We start from the raw sequence: 15,204 nt of genomic DNA, 5'->3' as shown, positions 1-15,204 counted from the left end.
CGATGCTAACCGATGCGGGACGCATCCGGGACGGTGAGGACGAGGCATGGGGAACGTGGCGTATCACGTGGTGGCGATACTGGTGGGTGCCGTTGTCGGCGTTCTCGGCTCCGGTTTCCATGTCGGCGTCGAGAAGCTGACCGCGGCCTGGCCGGCCTTTCTCGACACCGGCCTCGGCCTCGACGGCTTTCCCCTCTACGCCGCCGCCGCGCTGGTCGCCGCCGCCATGACGGTCGTCTCGCTCTGGCTGGTGCGCCGCTTCGCCCCCGAGGCGAGCGGCTCCGGCGTGCCGGAGATCGAGGGCGCGATGGAGGGGCTGCGCGAGGTGCACTGGCATCGGGTGCTGCCGGTCAAGTTCGTCGCCGGCCTGCTCTCGCTCTCCTCCGGCATGGTGCTGGGCCGCGAGGGGCCGACCATCCATATCGGCGCCTCGGTCGCCAAGGCCGCCTCCGACCTGATGAAATGGTCGGGCGAGGACATGCGTGGCCTGCTCGCCGCCGGCGGCGCCGCCGGCCTTGCCGCCGCCTTCAACGCGCCGCTCGCGGCGGTGCTGTTCGTGATCGAGGAAACGCGCCGGCAGTTTCCCTATTCCTCGCGGACCTATATCGCCGTGGTGCTCGCCTCCATCGCCAGCGCCATCGTCACCGAATACCTAACCGGCAACCGACCCTATATGCTGCTGGAAGCCACCGCCATTCCCTATGGCTGGCTGCCCGCCTTCGCCCTGCTCGGCCTCATCCTCGGCGGGGCCGGCTTCGTCTTCAACCGCACGCTGGTCTGGTCGCTCGACCATGTCCGCCGCTTCGGCATGCGCAGCTCCTTCTACATCTTCCCGACCTTTGTCGGCCTCACTGTCGGCGTGCTGATGTTCGTGCGGCCGGAGGCGACGCAGGGCGGCGAATTGCTGGCGGTGCAACTCACCAAGGAATCACTGCCGCTCGGCATGCTGGCCTTCGTGGTGCTGCTGCGCTTCGTCATGACCATGGCGAGCTATTCCACCGGCGTCGCTGGCGGCATCTTCGCGCCGATCCTGGCGCTCGCGACCACGATCGGGCTCTGCTACGGCACCACGCTGGACCTGTTCTTCGACCTGCCCTACCAGGCCCACACCACCTTCGCCATTGCCGCCATGGGCGGGCTGTTCGCCGCCACCATCGGCGCGCCGCTGGTCGGCATGGTGCTGGTGCTGGAACTCACCAGCGCCTATGCGGTGCTGGTGCCGGTGATGATCTGCGCCATCTTCGCCCATATGGCGTTTCTGGCGCTCGGCGGACGGCCGATCTACGAGATCCTGCTGGAGCGCACGCTGGCGATCGAGGCGGAAGCCCGCGCCGCCGGCTCGCGCTGAGCGCCCCTCACGCCGCCGCAGGCGCCGGCACGGGGGAGATGAGCCGCGCCGGCCCTACAGCGTCGCGGCGCAGCGCGATCTGCCGCTCGTGCTGCTCGACCAGCGTCGAGCGGTGGCCGATGGAGAGCATGGCGGTCTGCGCCAACCGCTCGCGCAGTATGCGGTAGAGGGCGGCTTCGCTCGCCTCGTCGAGCGCCGAGGTGGCCTCGTCCAGCAGCAGCACGTCCGGCTTCACCAGCAGGGCGCGGGCCACGGCGAGGCGCTGCTGTTCGCCGCCCGACAGGATGGCGGCCCATGGCGCGCTCTCGTCGAGCCGCCCGGCGAGGGCTGGCAGGCCGACCGCCTCCAGCGCCTCGCGCAGCCTCTCGTCGTCATAATTCTCCAGCGGGTCGGGATAGGCGAGCGCGCCGCGCAGCGTGCCGACGGGGAGATAGGGCCGCTGCGGCAGGGTGAGCACCCGCGCGCCCGGCGCCAGCTCAACCTCGCCATGGCCGTGCGGCCAGATGCCGGCGATGGCGCGCAGCAGCGTGCTCTTGCCGCTGCCCGAGGGACCGGTGAGCAGCACCCGCTCGCCGCGCGCGAGGTCCAGCGCCTCGACTTCCAGCAGCGCCCGCCCGTCCGGCAGCCGCACCTCCATCGCGCTCACCGCCAGCGGCGCCGGACCCTCGGCCGGCACGCGGTGGAAATCGCTGCGCAGCGCCTCGGCCTGGGTCGCCATCACCGATTTCTCGAAGCCGACCAGCCGGTCGACCACCGACTTCCACTCCGCCAGCGTCGCGTAGGCGTTGATGAAGAAGGAGAACGAGCCCTGCACCTGGCCAAAGGCGGAGGAGGTCTGCATCAACTGGCCAAGCTGGATCGCCCCGGTGAAATAGGCCGGCGCGACAACGATGAAGGGGAAGATGACCGACAGCTGGCTGTAGCCGGACGTGAACCAGGTCAGCCGCTTCTGGGCGATCATGATGCCCCAGTAATTATGCACCACATGGCTGAAGCGGGAGAGCAGCCGCGTGCGTTCCACCGGGCCGCCCTGCATCAGCGCGATCTGCTCGCCATTTTCGCGCACCCGCACCAGGTCGACGCGGTAATTGGCCTCGAAGCGCTGCTGGTCGAAGTTGAGCTTCACCAGCACGCGGCCGATGAGATGGGCGATCAGCGTGCCGACCGCCGCATAGGCGAACGCGGCCCAGACCAGATAGCCGGGGATGTCCCAGCTGGCGCCGAACAGGTTGAAGGCGAAATCTCCCGAGAGGCCCCACAGGATGACCGCGAAGGAGGCCAGCGTCATCATCGCGCTGAGCAGGCCGAGGAACAGGCCGATGGTCTGGCCGATATAGGAGCGGATATCCTCGGCGATGCGCTGGTCGGGATTGTCGGCCTCGTCGCCCTTCAGCCGCATGCGGTAATGGGTCTCGTCGGCCAGCCAGGCGCTGAGGTACTTGTCGGTCATCCAGGTGCGCCAGCGTATCTCCAGCCACTGGCGCAGATAGATCTGGTAGACCGCGACCGCGATGGCGCCCGCGGCATAGAACGCGAAGATCCAGAGCTGGTGGACGAAGGCGGCGTAGTCCTTCTGCTGGATCGCGTCATAGAAGACCGCGTTCCACTGGTTGATCAGCACGGTCACGTAGACCCAGCCGACCTCCAGTGCGATCACCGCCGCGAGCAGCGCGCCGCCGCGCCATTTGTCCTCGCCACGGAAATAGGGGATCGACAGCCGCCAGACATCGGCGAGCAGGGAGGCAATCACACGCAAGGGGGCTACTCCGGCAGATGTCGCGATGACCACATCTACGCCGAGCAATGCTGGCGGGATGGTGGCCGCAACATTACCGATTGGAGAGCTTGGACGTCGTTCGCCGCTGCCGCGCCTTCCGTCGGCATAAAAGCGCGGACGCCGGGCGTCCGCGCTTACCCTGTCGATACGAAGGCCCGGAGGCGCGGCGTCAGATGAACTTCTTGCGGATGCGCTGGCTGATCAGGTCGAGCGCGGTGACCGTCACGATGACGATGATCAGGATCGCCGATGCCTGCGAATAGAGGAAGCCGCGCATGGTCTCGTTGAAGGTCATGCCGATGCCGCCGCCACCGACGATGCCCAGCACCGTGGCCGAGCGGACATTGGATTCGAAGCGATAGAGCGCATAGGAGATCCACAGCGGCAGCACCTGCGGCAGCACGCCGTAGATGATTTCCTGCAGCCAGGTGCCGCCGGTGCCGCGAATGCCCTCCACCGGCGCGGGATCGATGGCCTCGACCGCCTCGGAGAACAGCTTGGCGACCACACCGGTGGTGTGGACGAACAGCGCCAGCACGCCGGCGAACGGGCCGAGGCCGACCGCGGCGATGAAGATCAGCGCGAAGACGAGTTCGTTGATGGCGCGGCAGGCGTCCATCAGCCGGCGCACGCCGAAGGCGAGCCAGCGCGGCGAGACGTTGTCAGCCGAGAGGATGCCGAGCGGGATGCCGGCGATCACGGCCAGCAGCGTGCCCCAGATGGCGATCGCCAGCGTTTCCAGCATGGCGTTCGTATAGACGTCCCAATCCGCGAAATTCGGGCGCAGGAAATCGGCGCCGAGGGTCGCCATGTTGCCGGAGTCCCGCCACAGCTGCACCGGGTTCATCTCCGCCTCGTACCAGGCGCCGACCAGGATCACGATGGTGAGCGCCGCGATGGCGAGGCGGATCAGCCGGGTCGTCAGCGGCGTGACCGGCGGCGCGGGCATGGTGCGCGTGGCGGTGCGGTGGGCGGCGTCGGCAGCAAACATGTGGGGAGTTCCCGGTATGAAAATCCCCGGCGACATGCCGGGGATGAACTGTCTCACACAACCTTTTCCCCTCATGCCCGGGCTTTCCCCGGGCACCCAGGGACCGCGTGACGGCCCCGAGGCTGGGTGGCCGGGTCAAGCCCGGCCACGAGGGAAAACAGGCCGCACTCACATGCTGGGAAGCTTCTTCTGCTGCTCTTCGAGCGCGGCGAGCTTGGCGTCGATCTCCTTGATCTTCGCGGCCTTCTCGTCGGCGGAGAGCTTGTCGTCGTTCTGCACCTTGACCTTCGACTTGAACAGCTCGAGCTGACGGACCGGGATCAGCTGGGCGTCGGACGAAGCGAGGAACACACCCCAGCCATCAGAGGTCTTGGCCAGCACTTCACGCGCATGGGTGATCTCTTCCGGGGTGCCCAGGCGGCCATAGGTCATGAAGAAGGTGTAGATCTTCGCCTTCAGGTCGGCCGGCAGGTCCTTGCGCCACACGATCGGGTCGCCGGCGATCAGCGGCGAGCGCCACACTTCCTTGATCTTGGCGGCTTCTTCCGGACGGGTCGCCTGCAGGCGCGACACGTTCTCGGTGTTGTTGGTGGCGAAGTCGACCTGCTTGTTGGCGACCGACAGCAGGTTGGCTTCGTGATTGCCGGTCACGACGCGCTTGTAGCACTTGTTCGGGTCGACATTGTTCAGCGCGAACACGTAGTAGCTGGGGACCAGGAAGCCCGAGGTCGAGTTCGGATCGCCATTGCCGAAGTTATAGCCCTTCGAGCAATCCAGAACGTCCTTGAGGTTGTTGATGTCGCTGCGGTCGGCATTGGTGACGATCAGCGCATAATAGCCCGAGGAGCCGTCCGGCTTGGCGGTCTTGACGAACACTTCGCCATTGGCGCGGTCCACCGCTTCCATCGCCGACTTGTTGCCGAACCACGCGACATCGACCTTCTTGAAGCGCATGCCTTCGATGACGCCGGCATAATCACCGACGAAGAACGGCTTCACCGGAATGCCGATGGCCTTCTCCATGTCCTTGATCAGCGGCTCGAAGCTCTTGGCGAGATTGGCCGAGGACTCGGTGGAGATGAAGCCGAAGTTCAGCTCCTTGATCTCTTCGGCGCGGGCGGGGACGCTCGCAAGGGCGGCCAGCGCGAGGCCGGCGGCGATCAGGCGTTTCATGGGTGTGCTCCTGTCAGGAAACGGTCTGGGAGGGGGCCGTGGCATCGGCGGGGGCCGGCACCACGAATTGGCTGGGCAGGATCAGCTCCTCGGCGCTGGCGCCGTAGAGCTCGGTCAGGAAGGCGGCGTTGATCTGCGCGGCCGGGCCGTCGAACACGACCTTGCCGGCGTTCATCGCGACGATGCGGTCGAAATAGGCGGTGGCGTAGTCGACCTGGTGCAGAGAGACGACCAGCGCGATGCCGTGGTCGCGGCTCATCGTCACCAGCGTGTCCATCACCCGCTTGGCGCTCTTGGGGTCGAGCGAGGCAATCGGCTCGTCGGCCAGCACCAGCTTGGCACCCTGCACCAGCGCACGGGCGATGGCGACGCGTTGCTGCTGGCCGCCGGAAAGCTCGCGGGCGCGCTTGGCGGCGTGCTGGGCGATGCCGACCTCGGCGAGGGCGGCGTACGCGGTGCGCCGCTCATCGCTGTTGAACAGGCCGAGCGCGCCGCGCAGCGCGTTCATCCGCCCCAGCGCCCCGACCAGCACGTTGGTCATCACCGAGAGCCTGCCGGACAGCGCGAATTGCTGGAAGACCAGGCCGATATGGCGGCGCGCCGCGCGCACGTCGCGGGCCAGCTTGCCGCCTTCCTGTACCTTCACGCCGAAGGAATGGATGGCACCGGAGCCCGCCCCGTTGCCATCAGCAAGGACGAGGCCGGAGGCGAGGCGGATCAGCGTGGACTTGCCCGAGCCGGAGGCACCGATGAGGGCGACGCGCTCGCCGGGCTGGATGGTGAGCGAAACGTTCTCCACCGCGCGCATCTGCCCGAAGGTCTTGCTGACTCGGTCAAGTTGAAGGGCTGCCGCCATCGGTGCTCCGCCGGCCTGTTGAAGACCGGCTTGGGGTAGCCCTGCCCGGTGACGGGTGGATGAAATGTAGATTGCCGTTTTGTGACATCGGAGCGCCCTGCACCGCGGCTCCCTTTCACAAGGTGCGCAGGTGCCTCCGCATGGCTTCGCGCCCGGCGCCGTCACCGCTTTCCACGCCGCGCAGTCCAGTCCGGCGCGGGCAAAAAAACCTGCCGGCACATCGGCTTCATTGACTTCGGGGGCGCTTGGCCGCCACACTCGCGCCGGGATCGGGCAGGCTGAACGGAAGCGGGGGCCACATGTATTATGCAATTGTCGCATTGACGATGGTGGTGGCGCCGCTGCTGAGCATCGCGGCGGAGTATCCCAACATCACCGGCCTCGGCAGCCTGATTGTCGTCGCCACCAAATGGTTCGCCTTCTGGGCGGTGGGCGTGCGGCTGCTGCTGGCGGGCATCTCGCAGATCGTGAAGCCCGGCTTCACGCTCAAGGGCATTCTCGGCGCCGACGCGCCGGGCGCGCATGTGGTGGTGCAGGAACTCGGCTTCGCCAATGTCTCCATCGGCCTCGCCGGCCTGTTGTCGATCCTGTTCTCGATCTGGGCGCTGCCGGTGGCCTTCATCGGCGGCCTGTTCCTCGGCCTCGCCGGCATCAATCACCTGAGGCGCCCGCACCGCAACATGCACGAGAACGTCGCCATGGTGACGGACCTGTGGGCCGCCGCCATCCTGCTGGCGGTGTTCGTGTTCAGTCTGTTCTGATCCCGCGCGCAAGCTGCCCGCGCAGCCAGGTGGCCGCGCGGTCGAGGCCGGCGCGTCCATCGGCAAGCCGCGCGGACCACACCATCCAGGCGTGGATCATGCGCGGCCATATCTCCAGCGCCACCGGCACCTCGGCGGCGCCGAGCGCGCGGGCAATGCCCACCGCATCGTCCAGCATCACCTCGCTGGAGCCGACCTGGACCAGCGTCGGCGGCAGGCCGGCGAGGTCGGCAAAGAGCGGGGAGACTGCCGCATCGCGCGCATCGTGCCCCGCCAGAAAAGCCTCCGCCAGCCCCGCAAGGTAGTCGCGGCTGATCAGAGGATCGACCGCGGCCTTGCTGTCGAGCGTGGCGCCGCTCATCGTCAGGTCGCTCCAGGGCGACACCAGCCAGGCCGCGGCCGGCATCGCCTCGCCGGTTTCGCGCAGGGCGACCAGCGTGGCGAGCGTCAGGTTGCCGCCGGCGCTGTCGCCGCCAATGGCAATGGACTGCGGCGCGTAGCCCTGCGACCGCAGGAAGCGCCAGGCGGCGAGCGCGTCGTCGCGCGCGGCGGGATAGGGGTGCTCAGGCGCCAGCCGATAGCCGACCGCAAGGGTGCGGATGCCCGCGAGCTTGCCGACGGCGCCGACCATGGCGCGATGGCTGCGGATCGAGCCGGAGCAATAGCCGCCACCATGGAAATACAGCAGCACGCGCGCCGCGTCGCTTCCGGGCGCCTGCGACCACTCGGCCGGCAGGCTGCCGATGTCGACGGGCGAGAACGCGACATCGTCGGGCGGCGGGTCGATGGCGCAAATCTCGTCCATTCGGGCGCGGCGTTCCGTCCAATTGGTCGGGCGCGGCTGGGCGGCGAAGAGCTTCCTCAGTTCATCGATCTCGCTGGTCATCTGCCCCTCATGCGCCAATGCTGCCGACCGACACCGCTATCTCGGCCGAAACCCTACATAGCCGCCCTCGCCATCGAACAGCATGTCGAAGCCGTTCAGGAGGTGGTAGCTGGTGTTGACGAAAACCCGGTCATCCGCCACCCGCAGATGGATGGCGTCCGGCGCCAGCGGCGAACCATCGCCGGCGGCGAAGCTGTAGAGCGGGAACGCGCTGCCCTCCTCGCCGACGCTGATCGCCACCTGCGTGCCGGGCGGCAGCGTTCCTTCGGCGGCCGTTCCCTGAACCGATGGCGCCTGCGCCGCCGGCACCGTCATGTACATCACCGACACGCCGGTATCGATCAGCACCGTGCCACAGGCCGGCAGGGTCGAGCCGCCCAGCGCGATGCAGCCCGGCAGCGGCGCCCAGTCGGCGCCATCGGGCCGGCGGACGAGTTTGAGATAGCGGAAGGCGCCGCGCGTATTGGCGGCGGTCAGGCCGACATGCACGCCCTCCGGCGAGAGGATATAGCCCTGCCGGCGCCGCCCGTCGCCGCCGGTCACATGCAGCAGCGGGTTCTTGTCCGGCGTGCTCTGGCTCTGGCTGTCACCCTCGCGGGCGAAGCCGACGCCGATCATGGCGATGTTGCGCGGCTGGGTCGTCGGGCGGCAGTCGCGCGCATGACCGAGGCACTGCACCTCGGTCACCACCAGAACCGGCAGAGGTTCGGTCGTCACGCTCGCGCCCTCGCGGCCCGAGAGCGTGACCGGGGTGACAACCCACTGCCCGAGCATCACCCGCCCGGAACTTGTATAGGTCAGCCTCGCCGGCCCCTGAGAGGGCATCGCCTCGAAGCCGGGCACGAATTCGGCGGCGACCACGATGCCGGTCGAGCCGGAATCCAGTTCGGCCCGCAAGGGCTCGCCGCCGAAGGACAGGCCGAGCCGGGGCACGGCGCCGATCTCGCCCGGCGCGGCGTTGAGGTAGCTCAGGAACAGCCCCTCGCGGTAGGGCGCGTAATCGGGCGCGTCCTGCGCCCGGGCCGGCAGGCCGGCGCCCACCCATAGGCCGGCACCCATAATCACGACCGCGAGAAGCTGCCGCATCCTCATCCTCACATATTGGGGTAGTTCGGGCCGCCGCCGCCCTCCGGCGCCACCCAGGTGATGTTGCGGTTCGGGTCCTTGATATCGCAGGTCTTGCAGTGGACGCAGTTCTGCGCGTTGATGACGAAGCGCGGCGTGCCGCCCTCCTCCACCCATTCATACACGCCCGCCGGGCAATAGCGGGCCGAGGGCCCGGCATAGACGTCGTGCTCGGAAGCCTTCTGCAGCGCCATGTCCGCCACCTTCAGGTGGACCGGCTGATCCTCCTCATGGTTGGTGCTCGACAGGAACACCGAGGACAGCCGGTCGAACGAGACGATGCCGTCGGGCTTGGGGTAGTCGATGCGCCTGGCCTGTGCCGCCGGAACCAGCGTCGCCGAATCCGGCTTGCCGTGCCCCAGCGTGCCGAAGGGCGAGACGCCGAAAAGCGTGTTCAGCCACATGTCGAGCCCGCCCAGCGCGATGCCGGCATAGGTGCCGAGCTTCGACCACAGCGGCTTGGCGTTGCGCACCTTCCACAGGTCGCGGCCGATGGCCGAGTCGCGCCAGCCGGCCTCGTATCCGGCAAGTGCGTCGTGCCGGCGCCCCTCGCCCAGCGCCCTCGCCACCTCGTCGGCGGCCTGAATGCCGGACAGCACGGCGTTGTGGCTGCCCTTGATGCGCGGCACATTGACGAAGCCGGCGGCGCAGCCGATGAGCGCCCCGCCGGGAAACACCAGCTTCGGCACCGACTGGTAGCCGCCCTCGGTGATGGCGCGGGCGCCATAGGAAACCCGTTTGCCGCCCTCCAGCGTGGCGCGCACCAGCGGGTGAGTCTTGAAGCGCTGGAATTCCTCGAACGGGGAGAGCCACGGATTGGCGTAGTTGAGGTGAACCACGAAGCCCACCATCACCTGGTTGTCCTCCATATGGTAGAGGAACGAGCCACCGCCGGTGGCGTTGTCGAGCGGCCAGCCAAAGGAGTGCTGCACCAGCCCCGGCCGGTGCTTTTCCGTCGGCACGGTCCACAGTTCCTTGAGGCCGATGCCGTATTTCTGCGGCTCGCATCCGGCGTCGAGCCCGTAATGGGCGATCAACTGCTTGGAGAGCTGGCCGCGCGCGCCTTCCGCGAACAGCGTGTATTTCGCCCGCAGTTCCATGCCGCGGGTGAAGCGGTCGGTGATCGCACCGTCGCGGCCGATCCCCATATCGCCGGTGGCGACGCCCGCCACCGCGCCGTTCTCGTAGAGCACCTCGGCGGCGGCGAAGCCGGGATAGATCTCGACGCCGAGCGCCTCCGCCTTGCCCGCCAGCCAGCGGCAGACATTGCCGAGCGAGCCGATATAGGCGCCGTGATTGCTCATCAGCGGGGGCATCAGCATGTTGGGCAGCCGCAGCGCGCCGGCGGGGCCGAGAAAATAGAAGCGGTCGTCGGTCACCGGCGTCTTCAGCGGCGCATCGGCCTCCTGGCGCCAGTCCGGGAACAGGCGGTCGAGCCCGGCCGGGTCGATCACCGCGCCGGAGAGGATGTGCGCGCCGACCTCCGAGCCCTTCTCGACCACCACGACGGCGAGGTCCGCGTCGAGCTGCTTGAGCCGGATCGCCGCCGCCAGCCCGGCAGGCCCGGCGCCGACGACAACGACGTCGAATTCCATCGCCTCGCGTTCAGGCAGTTCCGCCGGCCGTTCCGCCGCGTCCATTCCGTCTCTCCGCTGCCGCAGGGTGCTGATTGGACTTCTTCCACGCTTGCCCCGGCCTGACAACTCTCCCCGCGAGGGATAGGATCAGCCATCCGACGGGAAGAATGCGCCTTATGAGTTCGACACTTAGCGACGACCGGAACGGCGACGACCGGAACGGCGACCGCGACGCGATCGCCGACATCCTCGCCTTCCATCTGGAGGCGGGGGCCGATGTCGCGCTGGGCGAGGAGCCGGTCGACCGCTTCGCCGAGAGCGAGGCCGCGCGCCGCGCCGCGCCGGCCGGCACCGCCCTGCCCCCGCCCGCCGGAAGCGACGCCTCCCGCGCTGCGCCTTCGCCATCCCGCCCCGCCCCCTCTCGCCCGGCGCCGGCGGCACCGCGCGCGCCGGCTGCCGAGGCTTCCCCGGCGCTGGCGCCGCCGCCCCCCGATGTGGCCGCGTCGGAAGCGCGCGAGGCCGCCGCCTCGGCACCCGATCTCGACGCGCTGCGGGCGCTGCTGGAGAGCTTCGAGGGCTGCCCGCTCAAGCACACCGCCACCCGCCTGGTCTTCGCCGACGGCAACCCCCAGGCCCGGCTGATGCTGGTCGGCGAGGCGCCGGGGCGCGACGAGGATATCGAGGGCAAGCCCTTCGTCGGGCGCTCGGGCAAGCTGCTCGACCGCATGCTGGCGGCTATCGGCATCGACCGCTCAAGCGCCTATATCGCCAATGTCGTGCCCTGGCGTCCGCCGGGCAACCGCACCCCGACGCCGCAGGAAGCCGCGATCTGCCTGCCCTTCATCCGCCGGCAGATCGCGCTGGCCAATCCCGATGTGCTGGTGTGCCTCGGCGGACCCTCGGCGCAGACGCTGCTCGGCATCCGCGAGGGTATCACCAAGGCGCGCGGGCGCTGGCTGGACTACGACACCGGAAGCCGGGTGATTCCGGCGCTGGCCACCTTCCACCCGGCCTACCTGCTGCGCTCGCCCCTCGGCAAGCGCATGGCCTGGCGCGACCTGCTGGCGATCGAGGCGAGGCTCGGCGGGTCGGAGCACTGACGGCCGCCTGTTGCCGCCGCCATCTCATTTCGCGATGAGAGTCCCGATCCTGCGGCGAAGGCCGAAGAAAGCCGACCTCGTCCTGAGGCGGAGCTTCTTCACCAAGTCGGGCTGCCCCGCGCCAGTCACCAGAACGCGGGTACAGGTCGATTGAAGGTATCTCTCGCGCAATGCGTGGTTCCATTTGCGCCGGAACTGGTCGAGCGAAGCCGCGAAGGCCGGTCCCATGCGGGCCTCGCCGAGATGCTGCAGGTGGTAGTCGATGACATAGGCGTTCCAGCCGAGAATGTCGGCCACCAGGCAGATGTCGGTTCCGTACATGTGGAAGCCGGTGAGGTTCCGTGACAGCCCGATACGGGCCTCGGCGCGAACGACGATGAAATTCTCGTCGAGGCTGTGAACGCGGACCGGGAACGGCCCGTTGCGTCGCTGATTATCGCCGAATTTGTCGGTAATGCGGATATGCAGGCGGTCGAAACCGCTTCCTCCACCATTGCCGGCCAGAGCCCAGCAGGGATCCAGTTCAGAGAGTTCGCGCAACCGCGCTTCCAACTCTGTCCGCCCGTCGCCGAACAGCACCACGTCCTGATGGCAGAGAATGACCAGCGGGGCGCTGGCCTGGTTCAGCAGACGGTTCAATCCGGCATAGGCGTCGGTCTGCCGGGAACCCGTATTGTCCACCGTGAGGAATTCGCAATCGTCCGCAAAGCCCTTCTCCCGGAAGGAGGCCTTCATCTGCTCATAAAGGCTTGGATCGGTGACGAGAGTAGCGATTGTGAACGCGGGCGTCGGCGCCATTACCTGATTATCCCTGGGACGTTCGAGAAGGGACAAGCCCCCTTCAATCTGCGGCGCAGACGCGATGATAATGCGATACCCCGCGCATGCCTGCAATGCAATCGGGGACTCCGTTGGCGCCTTCATTGGCGTTCACGTCGCCCTTCGGTCGAAGCGGCCGGCGGAAAGGCTCGTGCCCCCGCCCCCGACCGGGGCAATTCGACCGGGCCGCCGTCGATTTGAGGCATTCCATTGTAGGGCGGACCGGCTTAACCTACGTAACGTCACCCTCCGCAAGCGGTGACGGCAGGGGCAAAGCGATGGATTTCGATCCCACCATCCTGGCGCGCATCCAGTTCGCCTTCACCGTTTCCTTCCACATCATCTTCCCGAGCTTCACCATCGGCCTTGCGGCCTATATCGCGACGCTGGAAGTGCTGTGGGTGGCCACCGGGCATGAGCGCTACCACCGCATCGCCCGCTTCTTCACCAAGATCTTCGCCGTGTCCTTCGCCATGGGCGTGGTGTCCGGCATCGTGCTGTCCTACCAGTTCGGCACCAATTGGAGCCGCTTCTCCCACGTCGTCGGCAACGTCGTCGGCCCGCTCATCGGCTATGAGGTACTGACCGCCTTCTTCCTGGAGGCGACCTTCCTCGGCATCATGCTATTCGGCTACCGGGTGCCGCGCGGGCTGCACGTCTTCGCCTGCGTCATGGTGGCGCTCGGCACCACGCTTTCCGCGTTCTGGATCCTTTCGGCCAACAGCTGGATGCAGACCCCCGCCGGGCACGAGATCATCGACGGCATCGCCCATCCGGTGGACTGGCTGGCCGTCATCTTCAACCCCAGCTTCCCCTACCGGCTCGCCCATATGGTGACGGCCTGCTACCTCACCACCGCTTTCGTCGTGCTGGCGGTGGGCGCGCGCTATGTCTATGCGGGCCGCTACCCCGAGGACGGGCGCACCATGATGCGCATGGCGCTCGGCCTCATCGCCATCCTCGCCCCGCTCCAGGCCTTCATCGGCGACGCTCACGGGCTGAACACGCTGAAGCACCAGCCGGCCAAGATCGCCGCCGTCGAGGGGCACTGGGAGAACGAGCCGGGAGAGAGCGGCGTGCCGCTGGTGCTGTTCGCCATTCCCAACGAGGAAGCCGAGCGCAACGACTACCAGATCGCCATCCCGCATCTGGGCAGCCTCATCCTCACCCATAGCTGGACCGACACCATCCAGGGGCTGAAGGATTTCGCGCGCGACGAACGCCCGCCGGTCGCCATCCCGTTCTTCGCCTTCCGCGTCATGGTCGGCATGGGCCTGCTGATGATCGCCATCGGCTGGCTCGGCGTCTGGCTGCTGTGGCGGCGGCGCCTGTTCGAGACCGACTGGTTCCTGGCGCCGCTGCGGCACATCTGGCCGATCGGCTTCATCACCATCCTGTCGGGCTGGTTCGTCACCGAGGTGGGGCGCCAGCCCTGGGTCGCCTACGGCATCCTGCGCACCGCGGACGCGGTCTCGCCGGTCGAGGGCTGGGCTGTGGCCACCACGCTGGCGCTGTTCGTCGTGGTCTACGGCATCGTGTTCTCCGGGGGCATCTACTACATCAACCGGCTGATCGCGAAGGGGCCGCAGGGCTCCGCCGTCGAGCCGCCGGTGGGGCTGCCGAACCGCCCGCTGGCCTCCGCCCACAAGGCGACCCGCGCCGCCATCGACAACCCGGGGGAATGAGCATGTTCGTCGGCTCCGGCATGGAATGGTACCTGCCCGTCATCTGGTCGCTGCTGCTCGCCATCGCCATCGCCATGTATGTGGTGCTGGACGGCTTCGACCTCGGCATGGGCATCCTCTTCCCGTTCGCCGCCAGCGAGCGGGAGAAGGACCAGATGATGAGTTCGGTCGCCCCGTTCTGGGACGGCAACGAGACCTGGCTGGTGCTCGGCGGCGGCGGGCTGCTGGTCGCCTTCCCCCTCGCCTATTCGATCGTCATGCCGGCGCTCTACCTGCCGGTCATCTTCATGCTGCTGGCGCTGGTGTTTCGCGGCGTCGCCTTCGAGTTCCGGCATGTGGCCGACACCAGCCGCTTCCTGTGGAACATCGCCTTCGCTGGCGGCTCGACGCTCGCCGCCTTCTTCCAGGGCGTGCTGCTCGGCGGCTTCGTGCAGGGCATCAAGGTGGAGAACAACGCCTTCGCCGGCGGCCCGCTGGACTGGGCGACGCCGTTCGCGCTGCTGTGCGGCTTCGGCGTGGTGGCGGGCTACGCGCTGATCGGCAGCGTCTGGCTGGTGATGAAGACCGAGGGCGCCGCCGCCACCCGCTCGCGCGCCCGGGCGAAGATGCTGCTGCCGGTGGTGCTGGTCTTCATGGGCATCATCAGCCTGTGGACGCCGCTCGCCTTTCCGCGCATCGCCGAGCGCTGGTTCACCACGCCGAACCTGTTCTATCTCGCGCCGGTGCCCCTGCTCACGCTGGCACTGGCCTATGCGGTGTGGCGCTGGCTGGAACGAGGCTATGAGAATCTGCCTTTCTTCGGCGTGATCGGGCTTTTCCTGCTCGGTTATTTCGGCATCGGCGTCTCGATCTTCCCCTATCTCGTGCCGCCCGTGCTCACCGTGTGGGAAACCGCCGCGGCGCCGGCCAGCCAGGTCTTCATGCTCATCGGCACGGTGTTCCTGCTGCCGGTGATCCTCGGCTACATCGCCTTCGTCTACTGGCTGTTCCGCGGCAAGGTGCGCGAGGGCGAGGGCTACCACTGACAGAGTAAATTTCGCGGCGCGCTGTCGGATCGACGGCGCCCCGTTCGTCCTCGTGGCAGAACCGGCCCGCACGGCGCGAGC

Annotated in this window: 13 protein-coding genes; 5 read left to right on the top strand and 8 right to left on the bottom strand. The window is 67.9% G+C overall.

The window, feature by feature from the left end; translation table 11 throughout:
- Positions 1–46: 46 nt before the first annotated feature.
- Positions 47–1,348, top strand: coding sequence for a H(+)/Cl(-) exchange transporter ClcA (gene clcA / locus KHC23_RS02195; protein ID WP_213368930.1), 1,302 nt, complete (start codon positions 47–49; stop codon positions 1,346–1,348).
- A gap of 7 nt (positions 1,349–1,355) precedes the next feature.
- On the opposite strand, the gene KHC23_RS02190 is transcribed toward clcA, so the two are convergent.
- The 4 genes from KHC23_RS02190 to phnC form a co-directional block, all read right to left on the bottom strand.
- Entirely contained in the window at positions 1,356–3,104 is a 1,749-nt protein-coding gene (locus KHC23_RS02190) for an ABC transporter ATP-binding protein/permease (protein WP_213368927.1), read from the bottom strand.
- A 190-nt stretch (positions 3,105–3,294) separates the two neighbouring features.
- Complete coding sequence (gene phnE, locus KHC23_RS02185; RefSeq protein WP_213368925.1) at positions 3,295–4,116, bottom strand: phosphonate ABC transporter, permease protein PhnE; 822 nt, start codon at positions 4,114–4,116, stop codon at positions 3,295–3,297.
- A gap of 168 nt (positions 4,117–4,284) precedes the next feature.
- Positions 4,285–5,289, bottom strand: coding sequence for a phosphonate ABC transporter substrate-binding protein (gene phnD / locus KHC23_RS02180; RefSeq protein WP_213368923.1), 1,005 nt, complete (start codon positions 5,287–5,289; stop codon positions 4,285–4,287).
- A gap of 13 nt (positions 5,290–5,302) precedes the next feature.
- Complete coding sequence (phnC, locus tag KHC23_RS02175) at positions 5,303–6,145, bottom strand: phosphonate ABC transporter ATP-binding protein (RefSeq protein WP_213368915.1); 843 nt, start codon at positions 6,143–6,145, stop codon at positions 5,303–5,305.
- A 299-nt stretch (positions 6,146–6,444) separates the two neighbouring features.
- Between phnC and KHC23_RS02170 the strand changes: the two genes are divergently transcribed.
- The gene (locus tag KHC23_RS02170) at positions 6,445–6,906 is read left to right on the top strand and encodes a hypothetical protein (RefSeq protein WP_213368913.1); all 462 of its coding nucleotides are present in this window, start codon (positions 6,445–6,447) and stop codon (positions 6,904–6,906) included.
- Here the strand turns inward: KHC23_RS02170 and KHC23_RS02165 are convergent.
- From KHC23_RS02165 to KHC23_RS02155, 3 genes are read right to left on the bottom strand one after another with little or no spacing between them, the layout of a single operon-like run.
- Positions 6,893–7,792, bottom strand: a complete 900-nt coding sequence (locus KHC23_RS02165; protein ID WP_213368912.1) for an alpha/beta hydrolase — start codon at positions 7,790–7,792, stop codon at positions 6,893–6,895. The two genes, KHC23_RS02170 and KHC23_RS02165, sit on opposite strands and share 14 nt — an antisense overlap.
- 36 nt (positions 7,793–7,828) lie before the next feature.
- A complete protein-coding gene (locus tag KHC23_RS24260) occupies positions 7,829–8,878 on the bottom strand; it encodes a hypothetical protein (RefSeq protein WP_246543983.1) in 1,050 nt (349 codons plus the stop codon).
- 8 nt (positions 8,879–8,886) lie between these two features.
- On the bottom strand, positions 8,887–10,557 hold the full coding sequence (locus KHC23_RS02155) for an electron transfer flavoprotein-ubiquinone oxidoreductase (RefSeq protein ID WP_213368909.1): 1,671 nt from the start codon (positions 10,555–10,557) through the stop codon (positions 8,887–8,889).
- Positions 10,558–10,670: 113 nt separating this feature from the next.
- Between KHC23_RS02155 and KHC23_RS02150 the strand changes: the two genes are divergently transcribed.
- Positions 10,671–11,594 (top strand): uracil-DNA glycosylase, encoded by a 924-nt coding sequence (locus KHC23_RS02150; RefSeq protein WP_213368900.1) that lies wholly within the window; start codon positions 10,671–10,673, stop codon positions 11,592–11,594.
- A 24-nt stretch (positions 11,595–11,618) separates the two neighbouring features.
- On the opposite strand, the gene KHC23_RS02145 is transcribed toward KHC23_RS02150, so the two are convergent.
- Entirely contained in the window at positions 11,619–12,392 is a 774-nt protein-coding gene (locus tag KHC23_RS02145) for a hypothetical protein (RefSeq protein ID WP_213368898.1), read from the bottom strand.
- Positions 12,393–12,691: 299 nt separating this feature from the next.
- Between KHC23_RS02145 and KHC23_RS02140 the strand changes: the two genes are divergently transcribed.
- Both KHC23_RS02140 and cydB read left to right on the top strand, forming a co-directional pair.
- Positions 12,692–14,098: a cytochrome ubiquinol oxidase subunit I gene (locus KHC23_RS02140; RefSeq protein ID WP_213368896.1), complete on the top strand. Its 1,407-nt coding sequence runs from the start codon at positions 12,692–12,694 to the stop codon at positions 14,096–14,098.
- Between the two features lie 2 nt (positions 14,099–14,100).
- On the top strand, positions 14,101–15,123 hold the full coding sequence (gene cydB, locus KHC23_RS02135) for a cytochrome d ubiquinol oxidase subunit II (RefSeq protein ID WP_271188730.1): 1,023 nt from the start codon (positions 14,101–14,103) through the stop codon (positions 15,121–15,123).
- Positions 15,124–15,204: the final 81 nt, after the last annotated feature.

Origin of the sequence: Ancylobacter dichloromethanicus, from assembly GCF_018390645.1 — a bacterium.
Classification (GTDB): Bacteria; Pseudomonadota; Alphaproteobacteria; order Rhizobiales; family Xanthobacteraceae; genus Ancylobacter; species Ancylobacter dichloromethanicus.
The sequence above is the reverse complement of the archived record's forward strand: the minus strand, read 5'-3'. Positions and strand labels throughout refer to the sequence as shown.

What these genes read in the sequence shown, in the direction of transcription:
- clcA (WP_213368930.1), top strand. Translation starts at nt 47, where the DNA reads ATGGGGAACGTGGCGTATCACGTGGTGGCGATACTGGTGGGTGCCGTT.
- phnE (WP_213368925.1), bottom strand. Translation starts at nt 4,116, where the DNA reads ATGTTTGCTGCCGACGCCGCCCACCGCACCGCCACGCGCACCATGCCC.
- phnD (WP_213368923.1), bottom strand. Translation starts at nt 5,289, where the DNA reads ATGAAACGCCTGATCGCCGCCGGCCTCGCGCTGGCCGCCCTTGCGAGC.
- phnC (WP_213368915.1), bottom strand. Translation starts at nt 6,145, where the DNA reads ATGGCGGCAGCCCTTCAACTTGACCGAGTCAGCAAGACCTTCGGGCAG.
- KHC23_RS02170 (WP_213368913.1), top strand. Translation starts at nt 6,445, where the DNA reads ATGTATTATGCAATTGTCGCATTGACGATGGTGGTGGCGCCGCTGCTG.
- KHC23_RS02165 (WP_213368912.1), bottom strand. Translation starts at nt 7,792, where the DNA reads ATGACCAGCGAGATCGATGAACTGAGGAAGCTCTTCGCCGCCCAGCCG.
- KHC23_RS24260 (WP_246543983.1), bottom strand. Translation starts at nt 8,878, where the DNA reads ATGCGGCAGCTTCTCGCGGTCGTGATTATGGGTGCCGGCCTATGGGTG.
- KHC23_RS02155 (WP_213368909.1), bottom strand. Translation starts at nt 10,557, where the DNA reads ATGGACGCGGCGGAACGGCCGGCGGAACTGCCTGAACGCGAGGCGATG.
- KHC23_RS02150 (WP_213368900.1), top strand. Translation starts at nt 10,671, where the DNA reads ATGAGTTCGACACTTAGCGACGACCGGAACGGCGACGACCGGAACGGC.
- KHC23_RS02145 (WP_213368898.1), bottom strand. Translation starts at nt 12,392, where the DNA reads ATGGCGCCGACGCCCGCGTTCACAATCGCTACTCTCGTCACCGATCCA.
- KHC23_RS02140 (WP_213368896.1), top strand. Translation starts at nt 12,692, where the DNA reads ATGGATTTCGATCCCACCATCCTGGCGCGCATCCAGTTCGCCTTCACC.
- cydB (WP_271188730.1), top strand. Translation starts at nt 14,101, where the DNA reads ATGTTCGTCGGCTCCGGCATGGAATGGTACCTGCCCGTCATCTGGTCG.